Below are 17,719 nucleotides of genomic sequence, written 5' to 3'. Positions count from 1 at the left end.
AGGCGGAAGCGATCGCGCCCGCAATGGCAGGGCTGAGGAAGGCCCTGATCGTCAGGCGGTCGCTCCGGGGATGATGGTGAACGGCACCTGCAGCCGCTGCGACGGCTCGTCGGAAAAGACCTTCAGCGCCGCGATCTCGCCGACTTCGACGCGCGGGGTCAAAACGGTTGCCAGCGGCAGCGGCGCCGCCCGCCCGATATCGAGCCCGTTATAGCCCATGATCGCCAGTTGTCCCGGCACGTCGACGCCGCAAGCCATGCAGTGGAACAGCGCTCCGACCGCATAATCGTCGTTCGAGCAGAACACGGCGTCCATCGGCACGCGCTCCGCAAGCAGAGACCCCAGTGCGGCACGGCCGAGTTCGGTGGACGACTCTCCGTCCAGTTCGCGGATCGCGACGAGATCCAGCCCGGACTCGCGCAGGATCTCGCGGAAGCCGGCACACCGTTTGGCACTGCGCCGGTCGCTGGCGAAGTCGCGACCGATATAGGCGATCTTCCGGTAACCGCGTTCGAGAAGGTGGCGTGCGCAGGCGCGCCCGGCCTCCCGATGCGAGAACCCGATGACGATATCCACGCCTTCGCCATCGAGATCCAGCAGTTCCGCCACGCGGATATGGGCGGCATCCAGCATCTGGCGCGTCCGATCCGTATGTTCCAGCCCGACCAGCAGGAGCGCTGCGGGCCGCCACGCCAGCATGGAGGCCACCAGGGCCTGCTCCCTCTCGATGGAGTATTCGCTGACGCCGATCACCGCCTGCCGGCCCGTCCGGTCGAGCTGGCGCGTGACACCGCGCAGGAGATCGGGGAAGACGACATTGTGAAGCGAGGGAATGACGATGCCGACGAGGTTGGATCCGGCCGATGCGAGGGCGCCCGCCAGCCTGTTCGGTACATAGCCGAGCTTCTCCACCGCCTGCAGCACACGATCCCGCGTCCTGGCGGAAAAGGAGCCCTGGTTGCGTAGCACGCGCGACACCGTGCTGGCTCCGACGCCAGCTTCGCGGCTGACTTCCCGAAGCGTAACGGCGGACAGTTCCGCCGGTTGCCCGTACCGATCCTTCATGTCGGAGCCCCTCCCCCGGGGTGGGATGCGCTGGCCGCGCACCCCGTGCGACAGGGGTTCGATCCCCGCCACACGATATCGTCATACTTTTTTTGGCAGCGCTGCCAGAATGCGCTTGGCAGAGTGATCGCAATTCGCTAGGCGTAACGCAAGCGCTACCAGAAAGATGGCGCAGGAAACGGAAGCCGGATGCCGGCTCCCACACGAATTCTGGTTCTACGGCCGCTCCGGAAGCCCGGAAACGCCGATCGGGGGAGGCCTTCATGAGCATCATGCGCATGCCGGCGGATAGCGGGGTTTCGGCCTGAGGGCCGTCCATCGCAAACGTCACGGCACTTTCCCGTTCCAACTGTCTTGAGGCTCAAGGGCGTCGGCGTCCCGGGCCATTAACGGAAGCAGGCGCAATGCACGTACTGATGATCGGGGCGGCCGGAATGGTCGGTCGCAAGATACTGGACAAGGTAGCCGCGGAGCCCGAGGCGCTGGGCGCGGCGATCGACAGGCTGACGCTGGTCGACGTGGTGGAGCCAGCGGCGCCTGCGGCGCTGAGTGCCGTCGCAACCGGCGAGGCTGTCGATCTTTCCGAGCCCGGCGTGGCGGAACGGCTCGTTTCCGGCCGGCCGGACCTGATCATCCATCTGGCCGCCGTCGTTTCCGGCGAAGCGGAAGCCGACTTCGACAAGGGCTACCGCGTCAACCAGACCGGCACGCATGCCCTGCTGGAGGCGATCCGCCACGAGGGCATGAAGCAGCCCTACAAGCCCCGCGTCGTCTACGCTTCGTCCATCGCGGTCTACGGAGCGCCCTTCGACGAGACGATCGCCGAGGATTTCGCCCTCTATCCGCTCACCAGCTACGGCACGCAGAAGGCCATCGGCGAGCTTCTCCTGGCGGACTATTCCCGCAAGGGGTTTCTGTCGGGCATCGGTATCCGCCTTCCCACGATCTGCATCCGCCCCGGCAAGCCCAACAAGGCGGCGTCGGGCTTCTTCTCCAACATCCTGCGCGAGCCGCTTTCCGGGCACGAGGCCGTCCTGCCCGTGGACGAAAGCGTCCGGCACTGGTTCGCCAGCCCACGCTCGGCCGTCGGCTTCTTCATCCATGCGGCAACGATGGATCTTGCGCCGGTCGGCCCCCGCATCAACCTGACGATGCCCGGCCTTTCGGCGACCGTGGGCGAAGAGATCGAAGCATTGCGGCGCGTCGCCGGCGACAAGGCCGTGCGGCTGATCCGCCGCGAGCCGGACGAGACCATCCAGCGCATCGTCGCCGGCTGGGCCACCAATTTCGAGGCGCGCCGTGCGCGCGAACTCGGCTTCACCGCCGAAACCGATTTCGACGCGATCATCCGGGCGCATATCGATGACGAACTCGGCGGGCGCATCGCGGCCTGAACCGGCATCGGGAACGAGACGACGGGACGAGACAACAAGGGCATCGCAATGAGCAACGACAGGAATGGCGACGGCAAGGTCGCCATCGTCACCGGCGGCGGAACGGGCGTCGGCAAGGCCATCACCCGGGAGCTGGCGGAAGCGGGCTTCAGCGTGGTCATCACCGGACGCCGCAAGGACGTCCTGGACGCGACCGCCGCCGAGCTTTCCTCCGGCGGCGCGGTAATCGCAGTGGCGGCCGACATTTCCCGGCCGGACGATGTGAAGGCCCTGTTCGACACCGTCGTCGAGCGCTTCGGGCGCATCGACCTCCTGGTCAACAATGCCGGGGTCAACGCCCCCCTGAAGGCGTTGGAAGACGTCGCCTTCGACGAGTGGAACACAGTGGTTGCCGCCAATCTGACGGGCGCCTTCCTGTGCACGCAGGCCGCCGTGCGGCAGTTCAAGGCGCAATCGCCGCAAGGGGGGCGCATCGTCAACAACGGCTCGGTATCGGCCACGACGCCGCGGCCGCATTCGGCGCCCTATGCCGCCACCAAGCACGCGATCTCGGGGCTGACCAAGGCGACGTCGCTGGAGGGCCGGGCCTTCGACATCGCCTGCGGGCAGATCGATATCGGCAATGCCGCCAGCGAGATGACGACGACGATCTCCAAGGGCGTATTGCAGGCGGACGGCAGCACGGCGGCGGAAGCGACCATCGACCCGAAGCTGGTCGGCGAGGCCGTCCGCTACATGGCCGGCCTGCCGCTGAGCGCCAACGTGCTCACCATGACCGTCATGGCCAACAGGATGCCCTTCGTCGGACGCGGCTGACGGGAAACGGGATAACAGGCAAACCGCGCCGCGGGAGAGAGGCGGCGCGCTTGCGGGAGGAGCAAGAATGGCATCTGTCGATATCGTCGACGTGCGCAAGAACTATGGCGCCCACCCGGTCATCAAGGGTGTCAACATCGACATCGAGGATGGCGAGTTCGTCATCCTCGTCGGTCCGTCGGGCTGCGGCAAATCCACCCTCCTGCGCATGCTGGCGGGGCTGGAACACATCACCTCGGGCGAGATTCGCATCGGCAACAAGGTGGTCAACGAATTGCCGCCCAAGGACAGGGACATCGCCATGGTGTTCCAGAACTATGCGCTCTATCCGCATATGACGGTCGGCGACAACATGGCCTTCTCGCTGAAGCTCAAGGGAGCGTCGGCCAGCGAGATCGAGAGCCGCGTCGCGCCGGCGGCGCAGATCCTGGGGCTGTCGCATCTTCTGGACCGCTTCCCCCGGCAGCTTTCGGGCGGCCAGCGTCAGCGCGTCGCCATGGGGCGCGCCATCGTACGCGACCCGCAGGTGTTCCTGTTCGACGAGCCGCTGTCCAACCTCGACGCCAAGCTGCGCGTGTCGATGCGCGCCGAGATCAAGAACCTTCATCAGCGCCTGACGACGACCACGGTCTACGTGACGCACGACCAGATCGAGGCCATGACCATGGCCGACAAGATCGTCGTCATGCATGACGGCATCGTCGAGCAGGTCGGCAAGCCGCTCGACCTCTACGACAGGCCGGCCAATTTGTTCGTCGCCGGCTTCATCGGCTCGCCCGCCATGAACATGGTGTCCGGGCGTCTGGACCCGAACGATCCGACCCGCTTCGTGACCGGTGACGGGACCGTGTTGCCGGTCGGCCGGCCGCCGGCTTCGGCGCTGGGCAAGGACCTTGTCTACGGTATGCGCCCGGAAGCGATGACGCTGTCTGCGTCCGGGGTGCCGCTGCAGGTCGTGGTGATCGAGCCGACAGGCTACGAAAGCCAGGTCGTGGCGAAGCTCGGCCAATCCGAGATCAGCTGCGTCTTCCGCGAGCGCGTCGCCGTCGCGCCGGGCGAGACGATCCATGTGGCGATCGACCCGAACGCCATTCATCTGTTCGACGCCAAGAGCGGCCAACGCCTCGTCGACTGATCCGTTCGCCGCGCAGGATCCGGGATGGGCGCGGCAGGAGGATAAGTCCCGGGAAACGCAGGGAGGAACACAACCCATGAAGATCACGCGCAGAAACGTCCTTGCCGGCACCGCCGGCATCGCCGCCGGCGCGGCCCTCGGCGGTCGCTTCGGTATCGGCAACGCCTTCGCACAGGCCGCCGAGCCAACCTTCACGCCGGAAGCCGGCGCTTCCCTGCGCGTGCTGCGCTGGGTCCCGTTCGTGCCGGCCGAGGAAGAAGCCTTCCTGGCCAACACGAAGGCCTTCACCGACGCGACCGGCGTCGAGGTGCGGATCGACAAGGAAAGCTGGGAAGACGTTCGCCCGAAGGCGGCGGTGGCCGCCAATGTCGGCTCCGGCCCGGACATCGTCATGAGCTGGTTCGACGATCCGCAGCAATATCCGGACAAGCTCCTCGACCTTACCGACCTCGGCGAGTATCTCGGCGCGCGCGACGGCGGCTGGTATCCTGGCCTGGAAGGCTATGCCAAGCGCGACGGCAAGTTCATCGCCCTGCCGCTCTGCGCCATCGGCAACGCGATCTGCTACCGCGACAGCCACATGAAGGCTGCCGGCTTCAGCGAATTTCCGGAGGACACCGCCGGTTTCCTCGAGCTCTGCAAGGCGTTGCAGGCCAAGGGCACGCCGGCGGGCTTCCCCCACGGCAAGGCGGTTGGCGACGGCAACAATTACGCCCACTGGCTGCTGTGGAGCCATGGCGGCAAGATGGTGGACGAGGCAGGCGCCGTCACCATCAACAGCCCGGAGACCCTGGCCGCGATCCAGTATGCGCAGGAGCTGTACAAGACCTTCATCCCCGGCACGGAAAGCTGGCTCGACGTCAACAACAACCGCGCCTTCCTGGCCGGCCAGGTATCCCTGACGGCGAACGGCGTGTCGATGTACTATGCCGCGACGAAGGATCCGGCACTGGCCGAGCTTGCCGCCGACATGCGCTCGGTGAACCTGCCCATCGGGCCGGTCGGAGAATCGGTCGAGCTGCACCAGGCCTCGACCATGTCGGTCTTTGCCCATACGCAATATCCGGAGGCCGCGAAGGCCTACCTGAAGTTCATCTACGGCAATGACCAGATGAACGCCTGGGTAGAGGGCGCCAACGCCTATTGCTGCCAGCCGCTGCGGGCCTACGAGAGCAACCCGGTGTGGACCGCCAACCCGATCCACGAGCCCTATTCGCGCGCTTCGGCGAGCCTGCGCCCGAACGGCTACGCCGGCCCGCTCGGCTCCGCCTCGGCGGGCGCCATGGCCGACTACGTGCTGGTGGACATGTTCGCGGAGGCCGTCACCGGCCAGCGCTCGCCGGAAGATGCGATGCGCAACGCCGAACGCCGCGCCAGCCGCTACTACCGCTAAAGCCTGCATGGGGTATCGCCGGGTCCGCCTCCGAGGCGGACCCGGTCTTCCGCCCGGCCCATCCTTCGGGGAAACGATCCATGTCCAGCATCGAGAGTGCGCCCAAGCCCTCCTTCCTCGACCGCCTGTCGCAAAGCCGGAACGGCCTCGGCCTTCTGTTCATGCTGCCGGCAGCGGTCTTCCTGATCTGCTTTCTGACCTATCCCCTGTTCCTGGGCGTCTGGCTCGGCTTCACGGATACGCAGATCGGCAGGCCGGGCGTCTTCATCGGCCTGGAGAACTACCTTTGGCTGTTCGACGACAGCGTCTTCTGGATGTCGGTCTTCAACACGGTGCTCTACACCACCGTCGCGTCGGTGCTGAAATTCGCGCTGGGCCTGTGGCTGGCCATCATCCTGAACGAGCACCTGCCCTTCAAGAATCTCTTCCGCGCCATCATCCTTCTTCCGTGGGTGGTTCCGACCGTGCTGTCGGCGCTCGCCTTCTGGTGGATCTTCGACAGCCAGTTCTCGATCATCTCCTGGGTGCTGATGCAATGGGGGCTGATCGACGCGCCCATCAACTTCCTCGGCGATCCCACCAATGCGCGCGCCTCGGTGATCGCGGCCAATGTCTGGCGCGGCATTCCCTTCGTCGCCATCTCGCTGCTGGCCGGCCTGCAGACCATTCCGCAATCGCTGCACGAGGCCGCGGCACTGGACGGCGCGACATCGTGGCAGCGGTTCCGTAGCGTGACCCTGCCCTTGCTGACGCCCATCATCGCCGTCGTCATGACCTTCTCGGTCCTGTTCACCTTCACCGATTTCCAGCTCATCTACGTGCTGACGCGCGGCGGCCCCGTCAATGCGACGCACCTGATGGCGACGCTGTCCTTCCAGCGCGGCATACCGGGCGGCCAGCTCGGCGAGGGCGCGGCCATCGCCGTCGCCATGATCCCCTTCCTGCTCGCAGCAATCCTGTTAAGCTTCTTCGGCCTGCAACGCCGCAAGTGGCAGCAGGGCGGCAACGATTGAGGCACCGACAATGACCGATACGACCCAAGCCAATGCCGCTCCCGTCGTCGACGACATCGTCGGCATGTCGCACCACGACACGCTGGCCCGCCGGATCCTGGTGATCTACCTGCCACTGGCGGTCTTCGTCTTCGTCCTGCTGTTTCCCTTCTACTGGATGGCGATCACGGCGGTTAAGCCGAACGAGCAGCTGACCGATTACCAGACCTACAGCCCGTTCTGGGTGGTCAGGCCGACGCTGGACCACATCCGCTATCTCCTATTCGAGACGTCCTATCCGGGCTGGCTGTGGAACACGATCATCGTGGCGGTCGCCTCCACCTTCCTGTCGCTGGGCGCCTCCGTCTTCGCCGCCTACGCCATCGAGCGGGTGCGCTTCAGCGGCGCGCGCGTGGCGGGCCTGTCGATCTTCCTCGCCTATCTGGTGCCGCCGTCCATCCTGTTCATTCCGCTCGCCTTCATCGTCTTCCAGGCAGGCATCTTCGACACGCGGCTGGCGCTGATCCTGACCTACCCGACGTTCCTGATCCCCTTCTGCACCTGGCTGCTGATGGGCTACTTCCGGTCGATCCCGTTCGAACTGGAGGAAAGCGCGCTGGTGGACGGTGCGACACGATGGCAGATCCTGACCAAGATCGTGCTGCCGCTGGCGATCCCCGGCCTCATCTCGGCCGGCATCTTCGCCTTCACCCTGTCGTGGAACGAGTTCATCTACGCACTGACCTTCATCCAGTCTTCGGAAAACAAGACGGTGCCGGTGGGCGTCCTGACGGAACTGGTGCGCGGCGACGTCTACGAATGGGGGTCGCTCATGGCCGGAGCGCTGATCGGCTCGCTGCCCGTGGTGATCCTCTATTCCTTCTTCGTCGACTATTACGTCTCGTCGATGACGGGCGCGGTCAAGGAATAGGCGGGATGTGTTTGCGGCGGCCGCTCGCGACCGCCGCCTCAAGCCAGGTCGGTATGGATAAAATCCGAGCCCTTGTAGATCAGGCCGACGCCGAGGCGCCGAGCACACGCATAGGCAAAACAGTCGCCGAAATTGAGATCCGCCGCATGGCCGACAGACTTTCCATAGCGTGCAGACGCCTCTATCGCCGCAACGCCGATTTTACTGTCGATGGATACCTCTTCAGCGCCGATGTCCTCGATGAATGCTGAAACAACCGCTTCGGCATAAGAGACGAGTTCCGCATCCGGCCTTCTCTCTCCGCTCTTGGCGCGAGCAAGGGCAAGCGTGGCTTCGTAACGAACCAAGGGAGAGACGTAGAATGTACCCCGAATTTCGTTCAGGCGCCTTTCAAGCTCTTCGAAACCCGGTTCGCGGGTGAGAACAGCAACGATCGCGGAAGCGTCGATAAACATTAAATGCCGCCCCACATGTCGTCGCTAAAGGCTTTCATCTCGAAGCTCGGATCGCTCGGTCCCAGCGCATCGGCCAGCCTTCTCGCGCGCTTCAACCTTTCCCTGATCGGCAGCTCTTTCCGAATTTGGTTGAGTTGCGCACGCAGCGCCTCGCGGACGGCCGCAGCCTTTGTCGGCGCCTGCGTCAGCATCTTTATCTCTTCAGCCATCGCATCGACATCGGCATCACGAATGAAAAGCGCCATCTGGATATCTCCTTCTGATATCCAGATATATCATTCCGATATCTCGCTTTCTAGAGAACGCTACGGATCGCGAAGCTGGAGTTGATCCGCAACACGCCCGGCAGGCGCGAGAGGATCTCCTTGTGGACGCGCTCGTAATCGCCCGCCCCGGCGACTTCGAGACGCAGGAGGTAATCCTCCTCGCCCGTCATCAGGTAGCATTCGCGGATTTCGGGGTGCTTCAGCACCTCGGCCTCGAAGCGGTTCAGCACGTCTTCCGTCTGCCGCTCCAGGCTGATGCGCACGATCACCACATGCGCATCCGCCGCCGCCGGGCCGGAGACGAGCGCGGTGTAGCCGCGGATCACCTTCCGCTCCTCCAGGATCTGCACGCGCCGAAGGCATGCCGACTGCGACAGGCCGACCTTCTGGGCCAGCGCTGAATTGGTCTGGCGCCCGTCCTGCCGCAGGGCACGGATGATGGCGCGGTCTATTCGGTCGATGTCGTGCAAATTATTGCGGACCTTTCGAACTTCATGCGCCTGGCGGACGCATATTCGTCTTTCCTTCTCTCATAAGCGCAAACATTCGACAATCATTCGGCCATTCTTCCCTTATCGCGCCGCAGCGGGGAAGATCGGGATGAACGGGCCGAACGTCATGCATTCCAGCGGGTCAATCGACATTTCACCACTGGCCATGGTCGGCGCGGGCACCCTGACGATCGACCTTGCCGCCGTGCGGTCTAATTATCGCGGCCTGTGCCAAGCAGCCGCCGGAGCGGCCGTGGCCGGCGTCGTCAAGGCCGATGCCTATGGCCTGGGCGCCGCGCGGATCGCGCAGGTCCTGTACCAAGAAGGGTGCCGGACATTCTTCGTCGCCCAACTCATGGAGGCGCTTTCCCTTCGCGACGGATTGCCCGGCGATGCCGAACTCTTCGTCCTGAACGGCGTGCAGCCGGAGCTCGAGGCGGAGTGCGCGGAGCGACGGATCACCCCCGTTCTCAATTCGCGCCCGCAATTTGCGGCCTGGCGCGCACTTGCCCACCGGCTCGGCCGACGCCTGCCCGCCGCCCTGCAGGCCGACACCGGAATGTCCCGCCTTGGACTGCCGCCCGAAGAGCTCGAGGCCATCGCCGCCGACGCCACCGCGTTCGAGGGCCTCGACTTCACCCTGTTCATGAGTCATCTCGCCTGCGCCGACGAGCCGGACAACGCAGCCAACGCGATGCAGCTAGCCAATTTCCGGGCACTGTCGGCGCTGTTGCCCGCGGCCCGCCGGTCGCTCGCCAATTCGGCCGGGATCATGCTGGGGCCGGATTTCCGCTTCGACCTCGTCCGGCCCGGTATCGCGCTCTATGGCGGCGCGCCCATCCCCGGCCGGCCGAACCCGATGAAACCGGTGGCGACGGTTGAAGCGCCCGTGGCGCAGATCCGCACGGTGCCGCCCGGCGCCGGCATCGGCTACGGGTTCAGCCGCCATGCCACGGGCCGGATGCGCCTCGCCACCATCCCGGTCGGCTATGCGGACGGATGGCATCGAGCCTCGAGCAACAGGGGTTCGGCCTGGTTCGAGGGCCATGCGCTGCCCTTCGCAGGGCGGGTATCGATGGACAGCATCATCCTCGACGCGACCGCCGTGCCGGCGCTTGCGCCGGGCGATCGGGTCGAACTGGTCGGGCCGCACCGCACTCTCGACGCGGTCGCGGCGGATGCCGGCACCATATCCTACGAAATCCTGACGTCGCTCGGCATGCGCTTCACGCGCGTCTATCGCGACGAAACCGGCAAGGGAGCCGTCGCATGAAGGTCGCAGTTCTGGGTGGCGGCGTCATCGGCGTCACATCGGCTTGGTATCTCGGCAAGGCCGGCCACGCGGTGACGCTGTTCGACCGCGAGAAGGGTCCGGCGCTGGAAACCAGCTTCGCAAATGCCGGCCAGGTCTCGTTCGGCTATTCGTCGCCCTGGGCAGCGCCCGGCATTCCGGTCAAGGCGATAAAGTGGCTGATGATGGAGCATGCTCCGCTGATCCTGCGGCCGAAGCCCGATGCCGCGATGCTGGGCTGGATGGCGCAGATGCTGTCCAATTGCACGTCCGCGGCCTATGCCCGCAACAAGGGCCGCATGCTGCGCGTCGCCGATTACAGCCGCACCTGCCTGGCGGCGCTGCGGACGGAAACGGGCATCGAATACGATTCCCGCCAGCGCGGCACGCTGCAGTTGTTCCGGACAGAGGCGCAGGTGGACGCCTCCGCCAAGGACGTCAAGGCGCTGGCCGCCGACGGCATCCCCTACGAGGTGCTGGATGCGGATGGCTGCGTTGCGGCCGAGCCGGCGCTGGCGCGCGTAAGGGGCAAGATCGCCGGTGGGCTCAGGACCCCGCAGGACGAGACGGGGGACTGCTTCAAGTTCACCAACTCGCTTGCCGCCATGGCCGAAGCGGCGGGGATCTCGTTCCGTTTCGGCTGCAAGGTCGAGCGGATCGTGGAACAGGGTGGCCGGGCCACCGGTATCGTCGTCGACGGACAGACCGAGGCTTTCGACGCGGTCGTCGTGGCGCTGGGCAGTTTCTCGCCCTTCATGGTGCGGCCGCTCGGCATCCGCATCCCCGTCTATCCGGTGAAGGGCTATTCGCTGACCATCCCCATCCGCGACGCCGCGCTGGCGCCCGAATCCACCGTGATGGACGAAACCTACAAGATCGCCCTCACGCGGCTCGGCGACCGCATCCGCGTGGGCGGCATGGCCGAGATTTCCGGCTACAACAACGCCTTGCCGCAGGCGCGCCGCCGTACGCTGGAACAGTCCGTCGGCGACCTCTTCCCCGGCGGCGACTTGTCTGCCGCCAGCTTCTGGTCCGGCCTGCGGCCGATGACGCCGGATGGCACGCCGATCATCGGGAAGACGTCGGTTCGCAACCTCTTCCTGAATACGGGTCACGGCACCCTCGGCTGGACGATGAGCTGCGGTTCCGCCCGCCTGCTGGCCGATATCGTCAGCGGCCGCAGCACCGACATCCGCAGCGACGACCTGTCGGCCGATCGCTACGCAAAGACATAAGGAAAAGTTTATATCCCCTTGTGCGCCGCGCGGCCCATCTGGTAGATCGGTCGCCGATCGAGGCTCCGGAACGGGATTTTCCGTCATGACCGCACAAGACTACGTCGTCCGCGACATCGCCCTGGCCGACTGGGGCCGCAAGGAACTCACAATCGCCGAAACCGAGATGCCGGGCCTCATGGCCTGCCGCGACGAATTCGGCGCCGACAAGCCGCTCAAGGGCGCGCGCATCTCCGGCTCGTTGCACATGACGATCCAGACGGGTGTGCTCATCGAGACGCTGCAGGCGCTGGGCGCCGACGTACGCTGGGCATCGTGCAACATCTTTTCGACGCAGGACCACGCGGCGGCCGCCATCGCCGCGACGGGCACGCCCGTCTTCGCCGTGAAGGGAGAGAGCCTGGAAGAGTATTGGGAGTACACCGACCGCATCTTCCAGTGGCCGGACGGCGAGCCCTCCAACATGATCCTGGACGATGGCGGCGACGCCACGATGTACATCCTGATCGGCGCGCGCGCGGAAGCGGGCGAAGACGTGCTGTCCAACCCCGGCAACGAGGAGGAGGAGATCCTTTTCCGCCAGATCGCCAGGCGCATGGAAAAGACGCCGGGCTTCTTCAAGCGCCAGCGCGACGCCATCCGTGGCGTTACCGAAGAGACGACGACAGGCGTCAACCGCCTTTACCAGTTGCAGAAGAAGGGCCTCCTGCCTTTCCCCGCCATCAACGTGAACGACAGCGTCACCAAGTCGAAGTTCGACAACAAGTATGGCTGCAAGGAATCGCTGGTCGACGGCATCCGCCGCGGCACCGACGTGATGATGGCCGGCAAGGTGGCCGTGGTCTGCGGCTATGGCGACGTGGGCAAGGGCTCCGCCGCGTCGCTGGCCGGCGCCGGCGCGCGCGTGAAGGTGACGGAAGTCGATCCGATCTGCGCCCTGCAGGCCGCGATGGACGGCTTCGAGGTCGTGACGCTGGAGGACGCCGCGCCGACGGCCGACATCATCATCACCACCACCGGCAACAAGGATGTCGTGCGGCTGGAGCACATGCGCGCCCTCAAGGACATGTGCATCGTCGGGAATATCGGCCACTTCGACAACGAGATCCAGGTCGGCGCGCTGCGCAACCTGAAGTGGACGAACGTCAAGCCGCAGGTCGACATGATCGAGTTTGCCGACGGCAAGCGCATCATCCTCCTGTCCGAGGGACGCCTGCTCAATCTCGGCAACGCCACGGGCCATCCGTCCTTCGTCATGTCGGCCTCGTTCACCAACCAGACGCTGGCGCAGATCGAACTGTTCACCAAGGGCGGCTCCTATGCCAACGAGGTCTATGTGCTGCCCAAGCATCTCGACGAGAAGGTGGCGCGGCTGCACCTCGGCAAGCTGGGCGCGCGCCTGACCGAGCTCAGCGAGGACCAGGCCGCCTATATCGGCGTATCGCCGCAGGGGCCCTTCAAGGCCGAGCATTACCGCTACTGACGCATTCGTTCGCGGACAGGCCACGGAAGCGATTCCATCTGCCCGCATGACGCTCTAAACTTGAGCGAATCGAGCCGGGGCGCGCGCCCCGGCGGGGACGCTCGAGGGGAATCGGATGCAGGGTGAGACGCAGGCGGGACAACTGGCGGGATCCGCCAGCCCGGAGATGATTCTCGCGCTTGCGGTGGCCGCCCTGTTCCTGGCCGGCGCCCTGCTGATCGCCGTCTGGCACATGCGCCAGCGCGCCCGCCTTCTGGCCGATGCCGACAGGCTGCGCGGAGAGCTGGCGGACGCGCAGGGCCTTGCCGATATCCGAGCCGGCATCATCGCCGCAACCGACCAGCGCATCGTGGCCTTTGCCGGACGCGATTCGCCCGAGGTGCTCGGCAGCCTCCCGCGGGAATACGAGGCCCCCCGCGAGGCCGCCGCCTTCCTGTCGTTCAGGGACTGGATGCCGGCCTACGACGCGATGGCGCTGGAACGCGAGATCGACCGGTTGCGCGCCAGCGCCGAAGGCTTCCGCCGCGAGGTCGAACTGGCGAACGGGCGGCCTCTGGAAGTGGCCGGACGCACGGTCGGCGCCCTCGCCGTCGTGCGCTTCACGCCCCTGTCCGGCATGCGCGAGGAACTGGCGACGTTGCGCATCGAGCGCCAGCGCACCACCGCCACCATCGAGACGATGCAGAGCCTGTTCGATGCGGCTCCCACCCCGATGTGGCTGCGCGCGCGCAGCGGCGTGCTGGTATGGGTAAATACGGCCTTCGCCCGCAGCGTCGAGGCGGAAAGCGTCGACGAGACGGTGGACCGGCAGGTCGAGTTCTTCAACGCGCAGGACCGCGCCGCGATCGCCCAGTCGGTTGCCGGAACGGGCGTCTTCCGCGGCGGGCTGACCGCGGTGGTGGAAGGCGACAGGCGCAATTTCGACGTCATCGAGGCGGCAGGCCCGCTCGGCTCGGCCGGCCTGGCTTCGGACGTCTCCGCCGTCGAGACGGTGCGCCGCGAACTGAAGGCGACCTTGCGCAGCCATTCCGAGACGCTCGACCACCTGACGACGGCGGTGGCGCGCTTCGACGCCAAGACGCTGCTGACATACTACAATGCCGAGTTCCAGAAGCTTTTCGACCTGTCGGAATCCTATCTGGACGGCAAGCCCGATCACGTCGCCATCATGGACCAGTTGCGCACGCGCGGCATCATGCCGGAAGACAGGCCGTTGCGCGACCTGAAGGACGATATCCTGGCCGCCTACCGCGCCACGCGCCCCACCGACGCGCTCTGGCATCTGGCCGACGGACGCACGTTGCGCGTCTTCGCCAGCCCGGAGCCGCAGGGCGGCGCGACCTGGGTGTTCGAGGACCTGACCGAGAAGTTTCAGCTCGAAAGCCGCCTGAACTCGCTGGTCCGCCTGCAGGGCGAAACGCTCGACTACCTGAAGGAAGCGGTCGCCGTGTTCGGCCAGGATGGGCGGCTGCGCCTCTCCAACCCGACCTTCGCGGAAATGTGGGGGCTCTCGCGCGACTTCCTGGCGGCCAAGCCGCATATCCGCTCCTTCGCCAGGGCGACGCCTTTTGCGCTGCGAAAGGGCGTGGCGGGATCGCCGTCCTGGGAGCTGTTCGCCAATGCCGTCACGGCCTTCGACGAGGGAGCACGCCTGACGGAAAGCGGCGAATTCGAACTCGAGGACGGCCGCACCCAGAGCTACGGCATCGTGCCGCTGCCCAACGGCCAGACCATGCTGACATTTTCCGACGTCTCGGTGGCGCGCCAGGCCGAGCGCATGCTGCGCGAGCGCAACGAGGCGCTCGAGGAAGCGGACCGCCTGAAGAACGATTTCGTCCAGCATGTCAGTTACGAGCTGCGCTCGCCGCTGACCAACATCATCGGCTTTTCAGCCCTGCTGCGATCGCTCGACACGGGCCCGCTGACCGAGCGCCAGAGCGAATATCTGGACTACATCATCACCTCGACGCGGGCGCTGATGACCATCGTCAACGACATCCTGGACCTGGCTTCCATCGATGCCGGCACGCTGCAGCTCGACCTGTCGGACGTCGACATCGCGCGCACGGTCGAGCAGGCCATCGAGGCGGTGGAAGACAGGACGCGGCAGGGCGATATCGGGATCGAGACCGACCTTGCCGCCGCCGGCAGCACGTTCCGCGCCGATGGCAAGCGGGTGGTGCAGATCCTGTTCAACCTCCTGTCCAACGCCGTCAACTTCTCTCCCGCCGGCGGGGTGGTTCGGCTGACGGTGTGGCGGGACGGCACCGATACGCTCTTTTCGGTCACCGACGAGGGACCGGGCATGTCGCCGGAAACCGTGACCAAGGCCTTCGAGCGGTTCGAGCAGAATGCGGCGGGGGCCCGCAAATCCGGCGCCGGGCTCGGCCTGTCCATCGTCAAGAGCTTCGTCGAGTTGCATCAGGGCGAGGTCGAGATTACCTCCAGCGCCGGGGCAGGAACCGTCGTGACCTGTCGTTTCCCGAAACTGCACGAGGCCGCGCGTTGATGGTGATAGTAGAACCCGGCCTGACGGTCCACCTGCCGGACGAAGCCGCCACCCACGCCTTCGCGCAGGATCTGGCCGCCATCCTGCGGACCGGCGACGTCGTGGCGATGACCGGAGACCTCGGCGCCGGCAAGACGACGCTGGCGCGCGCGCTGATCCGCCAGCTGGCCGGCGAACCCGAACTGGAGGTTCCCTCCCCGACCTACACGCTGACGCAGACCTACGAGACGGCGCCGAAGGTAACGCATTTCGACCTGTATCGCCTGGCCGAGGACAGCGAGCTGGACGAGCTCGGCTTCGAGGAAGCCGCCGAAACCGGGATCGTGCTGGTCGAGTGGCCGGAGCGGGCGCGCCAGGCGCTGGAGGAGGCGAACCTGACGATCGCCCTGACGATCGCGCCGGACGGCGGGCGCGATGCCGCCCTTTCGCCAACTCCGGAACTTGCACTTCGGCTGGCGCGCAGCCTGGCCATCCGCCGGTTCCTGGACGATGCCGGCTTCGGCGGCGCGCACCGCATGCCCTTTCCGGCGGATGCCAGCGTGCGCCGCTACGAACGCGCCACGCATGACGGCCGGTCGATGGTGCTGATGGACGCACCGGCGCAGCCTCCGGGCCCGGCCATCCGCAACGGCCGCGCCTATACGCAGATCGCCCATATCGCGCGCGACGTGCGCCCCTTCATCGCCATAGCGGAAGAACTCTCCGCACGCGGCTTCACCGCGCCCCGTGTCCTGGCGGCGGACGTTCCTGCCGGGCTCGTCCTTCTGGGCGATCTCGGCGTCGAGGGGATCGTTACCCCGGACGGCGAACCGATCCCCGCCCGCTACGAGGCAAGCGCCCGCGCGCTGGCGCGCCTGCACGCCGAGGACTTCACCGGGCCGATCGAGACGCGGCACGGCTTCGCCTGGACGATTCCGCCTTTCGACAGGCCGGCCCTGTCCATCGAGGTGGAGCTACTTGCCGACTGGTACTGGCCGCGGCAGCACGGCGAGCCCATCCCCGATGCGAAGCGGGACGCGTTCCGCGCCGCCTGGTCGGCAACTTTCGACGGGCTCAAGGGCGCGCGGCGCGGCCTGGTGATGCGCGACTTTCATTCTCCGAACATCCTGTGGCAGGCGGAACAGTCCGGGCCGGCGCGGATCGGCCTCCTGGACTTCCAGGACGCCATGATCGGGCCGGTCGCCTACGATCTCGCCTCGCTGGCGCAGGATGCGCGCGTAGACATGCCGCAGGACCTGGAAGAGGCGGTTTCGGCAGCCTATCTGGAAGAGGCGCTGGCCATCGACCCGGCCTTCGACGCGGAGGCGCTTGCCGCGCAATACGCCATCATGGCGGCCCAGCGCGCGACCAAGCTTCTGGGACTTTTCGTGCGGCTGCACGAGCGCGACGGCAAGCCGCAATACCTGCGTCACATTCCACGTATTCAGACCTATCTGAACCGATCGATCCTCCATCCCGCCAATGCGAGGCTGAAGGCGATCTACGATGACTGGGGCGTCACCGGCGCCTGACGGACGACAGACGAGACATGACACGACAGACGATGGAACGGCCGAAGACGGCCATGGTTTTGGCCGCCGGAATCGGCAAACGCATGCGGCCGATCACCGCCACGATTCCCAAGCCGCTGGTGGAGGTGGGCGGCAAGGCCCTCATCGATTACGGGGTCGAGGCGCTGCTGCGCAACGGCGTCGACCATCTGGTCGTCAACGTCCATTATCTGCCCGATCTCGTACGCGCCCACATGCGCAAGCGCCGCGACGTGCGCGTGGACATCTCGGACGAGAGCGACGCCCTCCTGGAAAGCGGCGGCGGCATCGCCAAGGCCCTGCCCCTTCTGGGGCCGGACCCGTTCTACGTCATCAACTCGGACACATTCTGGATCGAGGGGTACCGCGACAATCTCGACCTCATGGCCGCGATGTGGGACGAAAGCACGATGGATATCCTGCTGCTCATCGCCGACATGAAACGATCGACCGGCTATGACGGGCGCGGCGATTTCGTCATGGATGTAGAGGGACGGCTGGCCCGCGTGGACGAGCGCGACATGTCGCCCTTCATCTATGCCGGGGCCGCCATCATCCACCCGCGCGCCTTCGAGGGGTTCGGCATCGAGCGCTATTCGCTCAATCGCGTCTTCGACCGCGCCATCGAGAACCGCCGGCTGTTCGGGGTGCGGCTGGACGGGCTGTGGCTGACGGTCGGCACCCCCGACGCCATCGGCGCAGCCGAGCGGGTGCTCGTCGCCAGCGCGGCGTGA

General features: G+C 66.1%; 16 protein-coding genes. 12 read left to right on the top strand and 4 right to left on the bottom strand.

From position 1 onward, the window contains the following. Positions 1-51: 51 nt before the first annotated feature. Complete coding sequence (locus tag NDN16_RS09680) at positions 52-1,065, bottom strand: LacI family DNA-binding transcriptional regulator (RefSeq protein ID WP_251113426.1); 1,014 nt, start codon at positions 1,063-1,065, stop codon at positions 52-54. 404 nt (positions 1,066-1,469) lie between these two features. Here NDN16_RS09680 and denD point away from each other — a divergent pair, with 404 nt between their 5' ends. The 6 genes from denD to NDN16_RS09650 all read left to right on the top strand — a co-directional run bounded on the left by denD (position 1,470) and on the right by NDN16_RS09650 (position 7,726). Next, positions 1,470-2,459, top strand: coding sequence for a D-erythronate dehydrogenase (gene denD / locus NDN16_RS09675; protein WP_251113425.1), 990 nt, complete (start codon positions 1,470-1,472; stop codon positions 2,457-2,459). A 48-nt stretch (positions 2,460-2,507) separates the two neighbouring features. Then, on the top strand, positions 2,508-3,275 hold the full coding sequence (locus NDN16_RS09670; RefSeq protein WP_251113424.1) for an SDR family oxidoreductase: 768 nt from the start codon (positions 2,508-2,510) through the stop codon (positions 3,273-3,275). Positions 3,276-3,342: 67 nt separating this feature from the next. Further along, positions 3,343-4,410: an ABC transporter ATP-binding protein gene (locus NDN16_RS09665; RefSeq protein ID WP_251113423.1), complete on the top strand. Its 1,068-nt coding sequence runs from the start codon at positions 3,343-3,345 to the stop codon at positions 4,408-4,410. 76 nt (positions 4,411-4,486) lie between these two features. Continuing rightward, entirely contained in the window at positions 4,487-5,803 is a 1,317-nt protein-coding gene (locus tag NDN16_RS09660; RefSeq protein ID WP_251113422.1) for an ABC transporter substrate-binding protein, read from the top strand. Positions 5,804-5,883: 80 nt separating this feature from the next. Continuing rightward, on the top strand, positions 5,884-6,816 hold the full coding sequence (locus NDN16_RS09655) for a carbohydrate ABC transporter permease (RefSeq protein WP_251113421.1): 933 nt from the start codon (positions 5,884-5,886) through the stop codon (positions 6,814-6,816). Between the two features lie 10 nt (positions 6,817-6,826). Continuing rightward, on the top strand, positions 6,827-7,726 hold the full coding sequence (locus NDN16_RS09650; RefSeq protein WP_251113420.1) for a carbohydrate ABC transporter permease: 900 nt from the start codon (positions 6,827-6,829) through the stop codon (positions 7,724-7,726). Between the two features lie 38 nt (positions 7,727-7,764). Here NDN16_RS09650 and NDN16_RS09645 read toward each other — a convergent pair whose 3' ends face one another. Genes NDN16_RS09645 through NDN16_RS09635 form a run of 3 tightly spaced genes read right to left on the bottom strand, consistent with a single transcriptional unit; the run spans position 7,765 to position 8,917 of the window. Then, the gene (locus NDN16_RS09645) at positions 7,765-8,181 is read right to left on the bottom strand and encodes a type II toxin-antitoxin system VapC family toxin (RefSeq protein ID WP_251113419.1); all 417 of its coding nucleotides are present in this window, start codon (positions 8,179-8,181) and stop codon (positions 7,765-7,767) included. After that, positions 8,181-8,426: a type II toxin-antitoxin system VapB family antitoxin gene (locus NDN16_RS09640; protein ID WP_251113418.1), complete on the bottom strand. Its 246-nt coding sequence runs from the start codon at positions 8,424-8,426 to the stop codon at positions 8,181-8,183. The genes NDN16_RS09645 and NDN16_RS09640 overlap by 1 nt, the downstream gene beginning before the upstream one ends. A gap of 50 nt (positions 8,427-8,476) precedes the next feature. Continuing rightward, complete coding sequence (locus NDN16_RS09635) at positions 8,477-8,917, bottom strand: Lrp/AsnC family transcriptional regulator (protein ID WP_251113417.1); 441 nt, start codon at positions 8,915-8,917, stop codon at positions 8,477-8,479. Positions 8,918-9,047: 130 nt separating this feature from the next. Here NDN16_RS09635 and alr point away from each other — a divergent pair, with 130 nt between their 5' ends. The 6 genes from alr (at position 9,048) to NDN16_RS09605 (ending at position 17,719) form a co-directional block, all read left to right on the top strand. After that, positions 9,048-10,211, top strand: coding sequence for an alanine racemase (alr, locus tag NDN16_RS09630; protein WP_435301086.1), 1,164 nt, complete (start codon positions 9,048-9,050; stop codon positions 10,209-10,211). Continuing rightward, the gene (locus tag NDN16_RS09625; RefSeq protein ID WP_251113416.1) at positions 10,208-11,464 is read left to right on the top strand and encodes a D-amino acid dehydrogenase; all 1,257 of its coding nucleotides are present in this window, start codon (positions 10,208-10,210) and stop codon (positions 11,462-11,464) included. The genes alr and NDN16_RS09625 overlap by 4 nt, the downstream gene beginning before the upstream one ends. Positions 11,465-11,549: 85 nt before the next feature. Next, entirely contained in the window at positions 11,550-12,947 is a 1,398-nt protein-coding gene (gene ahcY, locus NDN16_RS09620) for an adenosylhomocysteinase (RefSeq protein ID WP_251113415.1), read from the top strand. Positions 12,948-13,062: 115 nt separating this feature from the next. After that, positions 13,063-15,456: a sensor histidine kinase gene (locus NDN16_RS09615; RefSeq protein ID WP_251113414.1), complete on the top strand. Its 2,394-nt coding sequence runs from the start codon at positions 13,063-13,065 to the stop codon at positions 15,454-15,456. Continuing rightward, the gene (gene tsaE, locus NDN16_RS09610) at positions 15,456-16,967 is read left to right on the top strand and encodes a tRNA (adenosine(37)-N6)-threonylcarbamoyltransferase complex ATPase subunit type 1 TsaE (protein ID WP_251113413.1); all 1,512 of its coding nucleotides are present in this window, start codon (positions 15,456-15,458) and stop codon (positions 16,965-16,967) included. The genes NDN16_RS09615 and tsaE overlap by 1 nt, the downstream gene beginning before the upstream one ends. 17 nt (positions 16,968-16,984) lie before the next feature. Beyond that, entirely contained in the window at positions 16,985-17,719 is a 735-nt protein-coding gene (locus NDN16_RS09605) for a nucleotidyltransferase family protein (RefSeq protein ID WP_251113412.1), read from the top strand.

It is taken from the genome of Aureimonas altamirensis, from assembly GCF_023702225.1.
Taxonomy (GTDB): domain Bacteria; phylum Pseudomonadota; class Alphaproteobacteria; order Rhizobiales; family Rhizobiaceae; genus Aureimonas; species Aureimonas altamirensis_B.
This window is presented reverse-complemented; position numbering and strand designations above follow the sequence as displayed.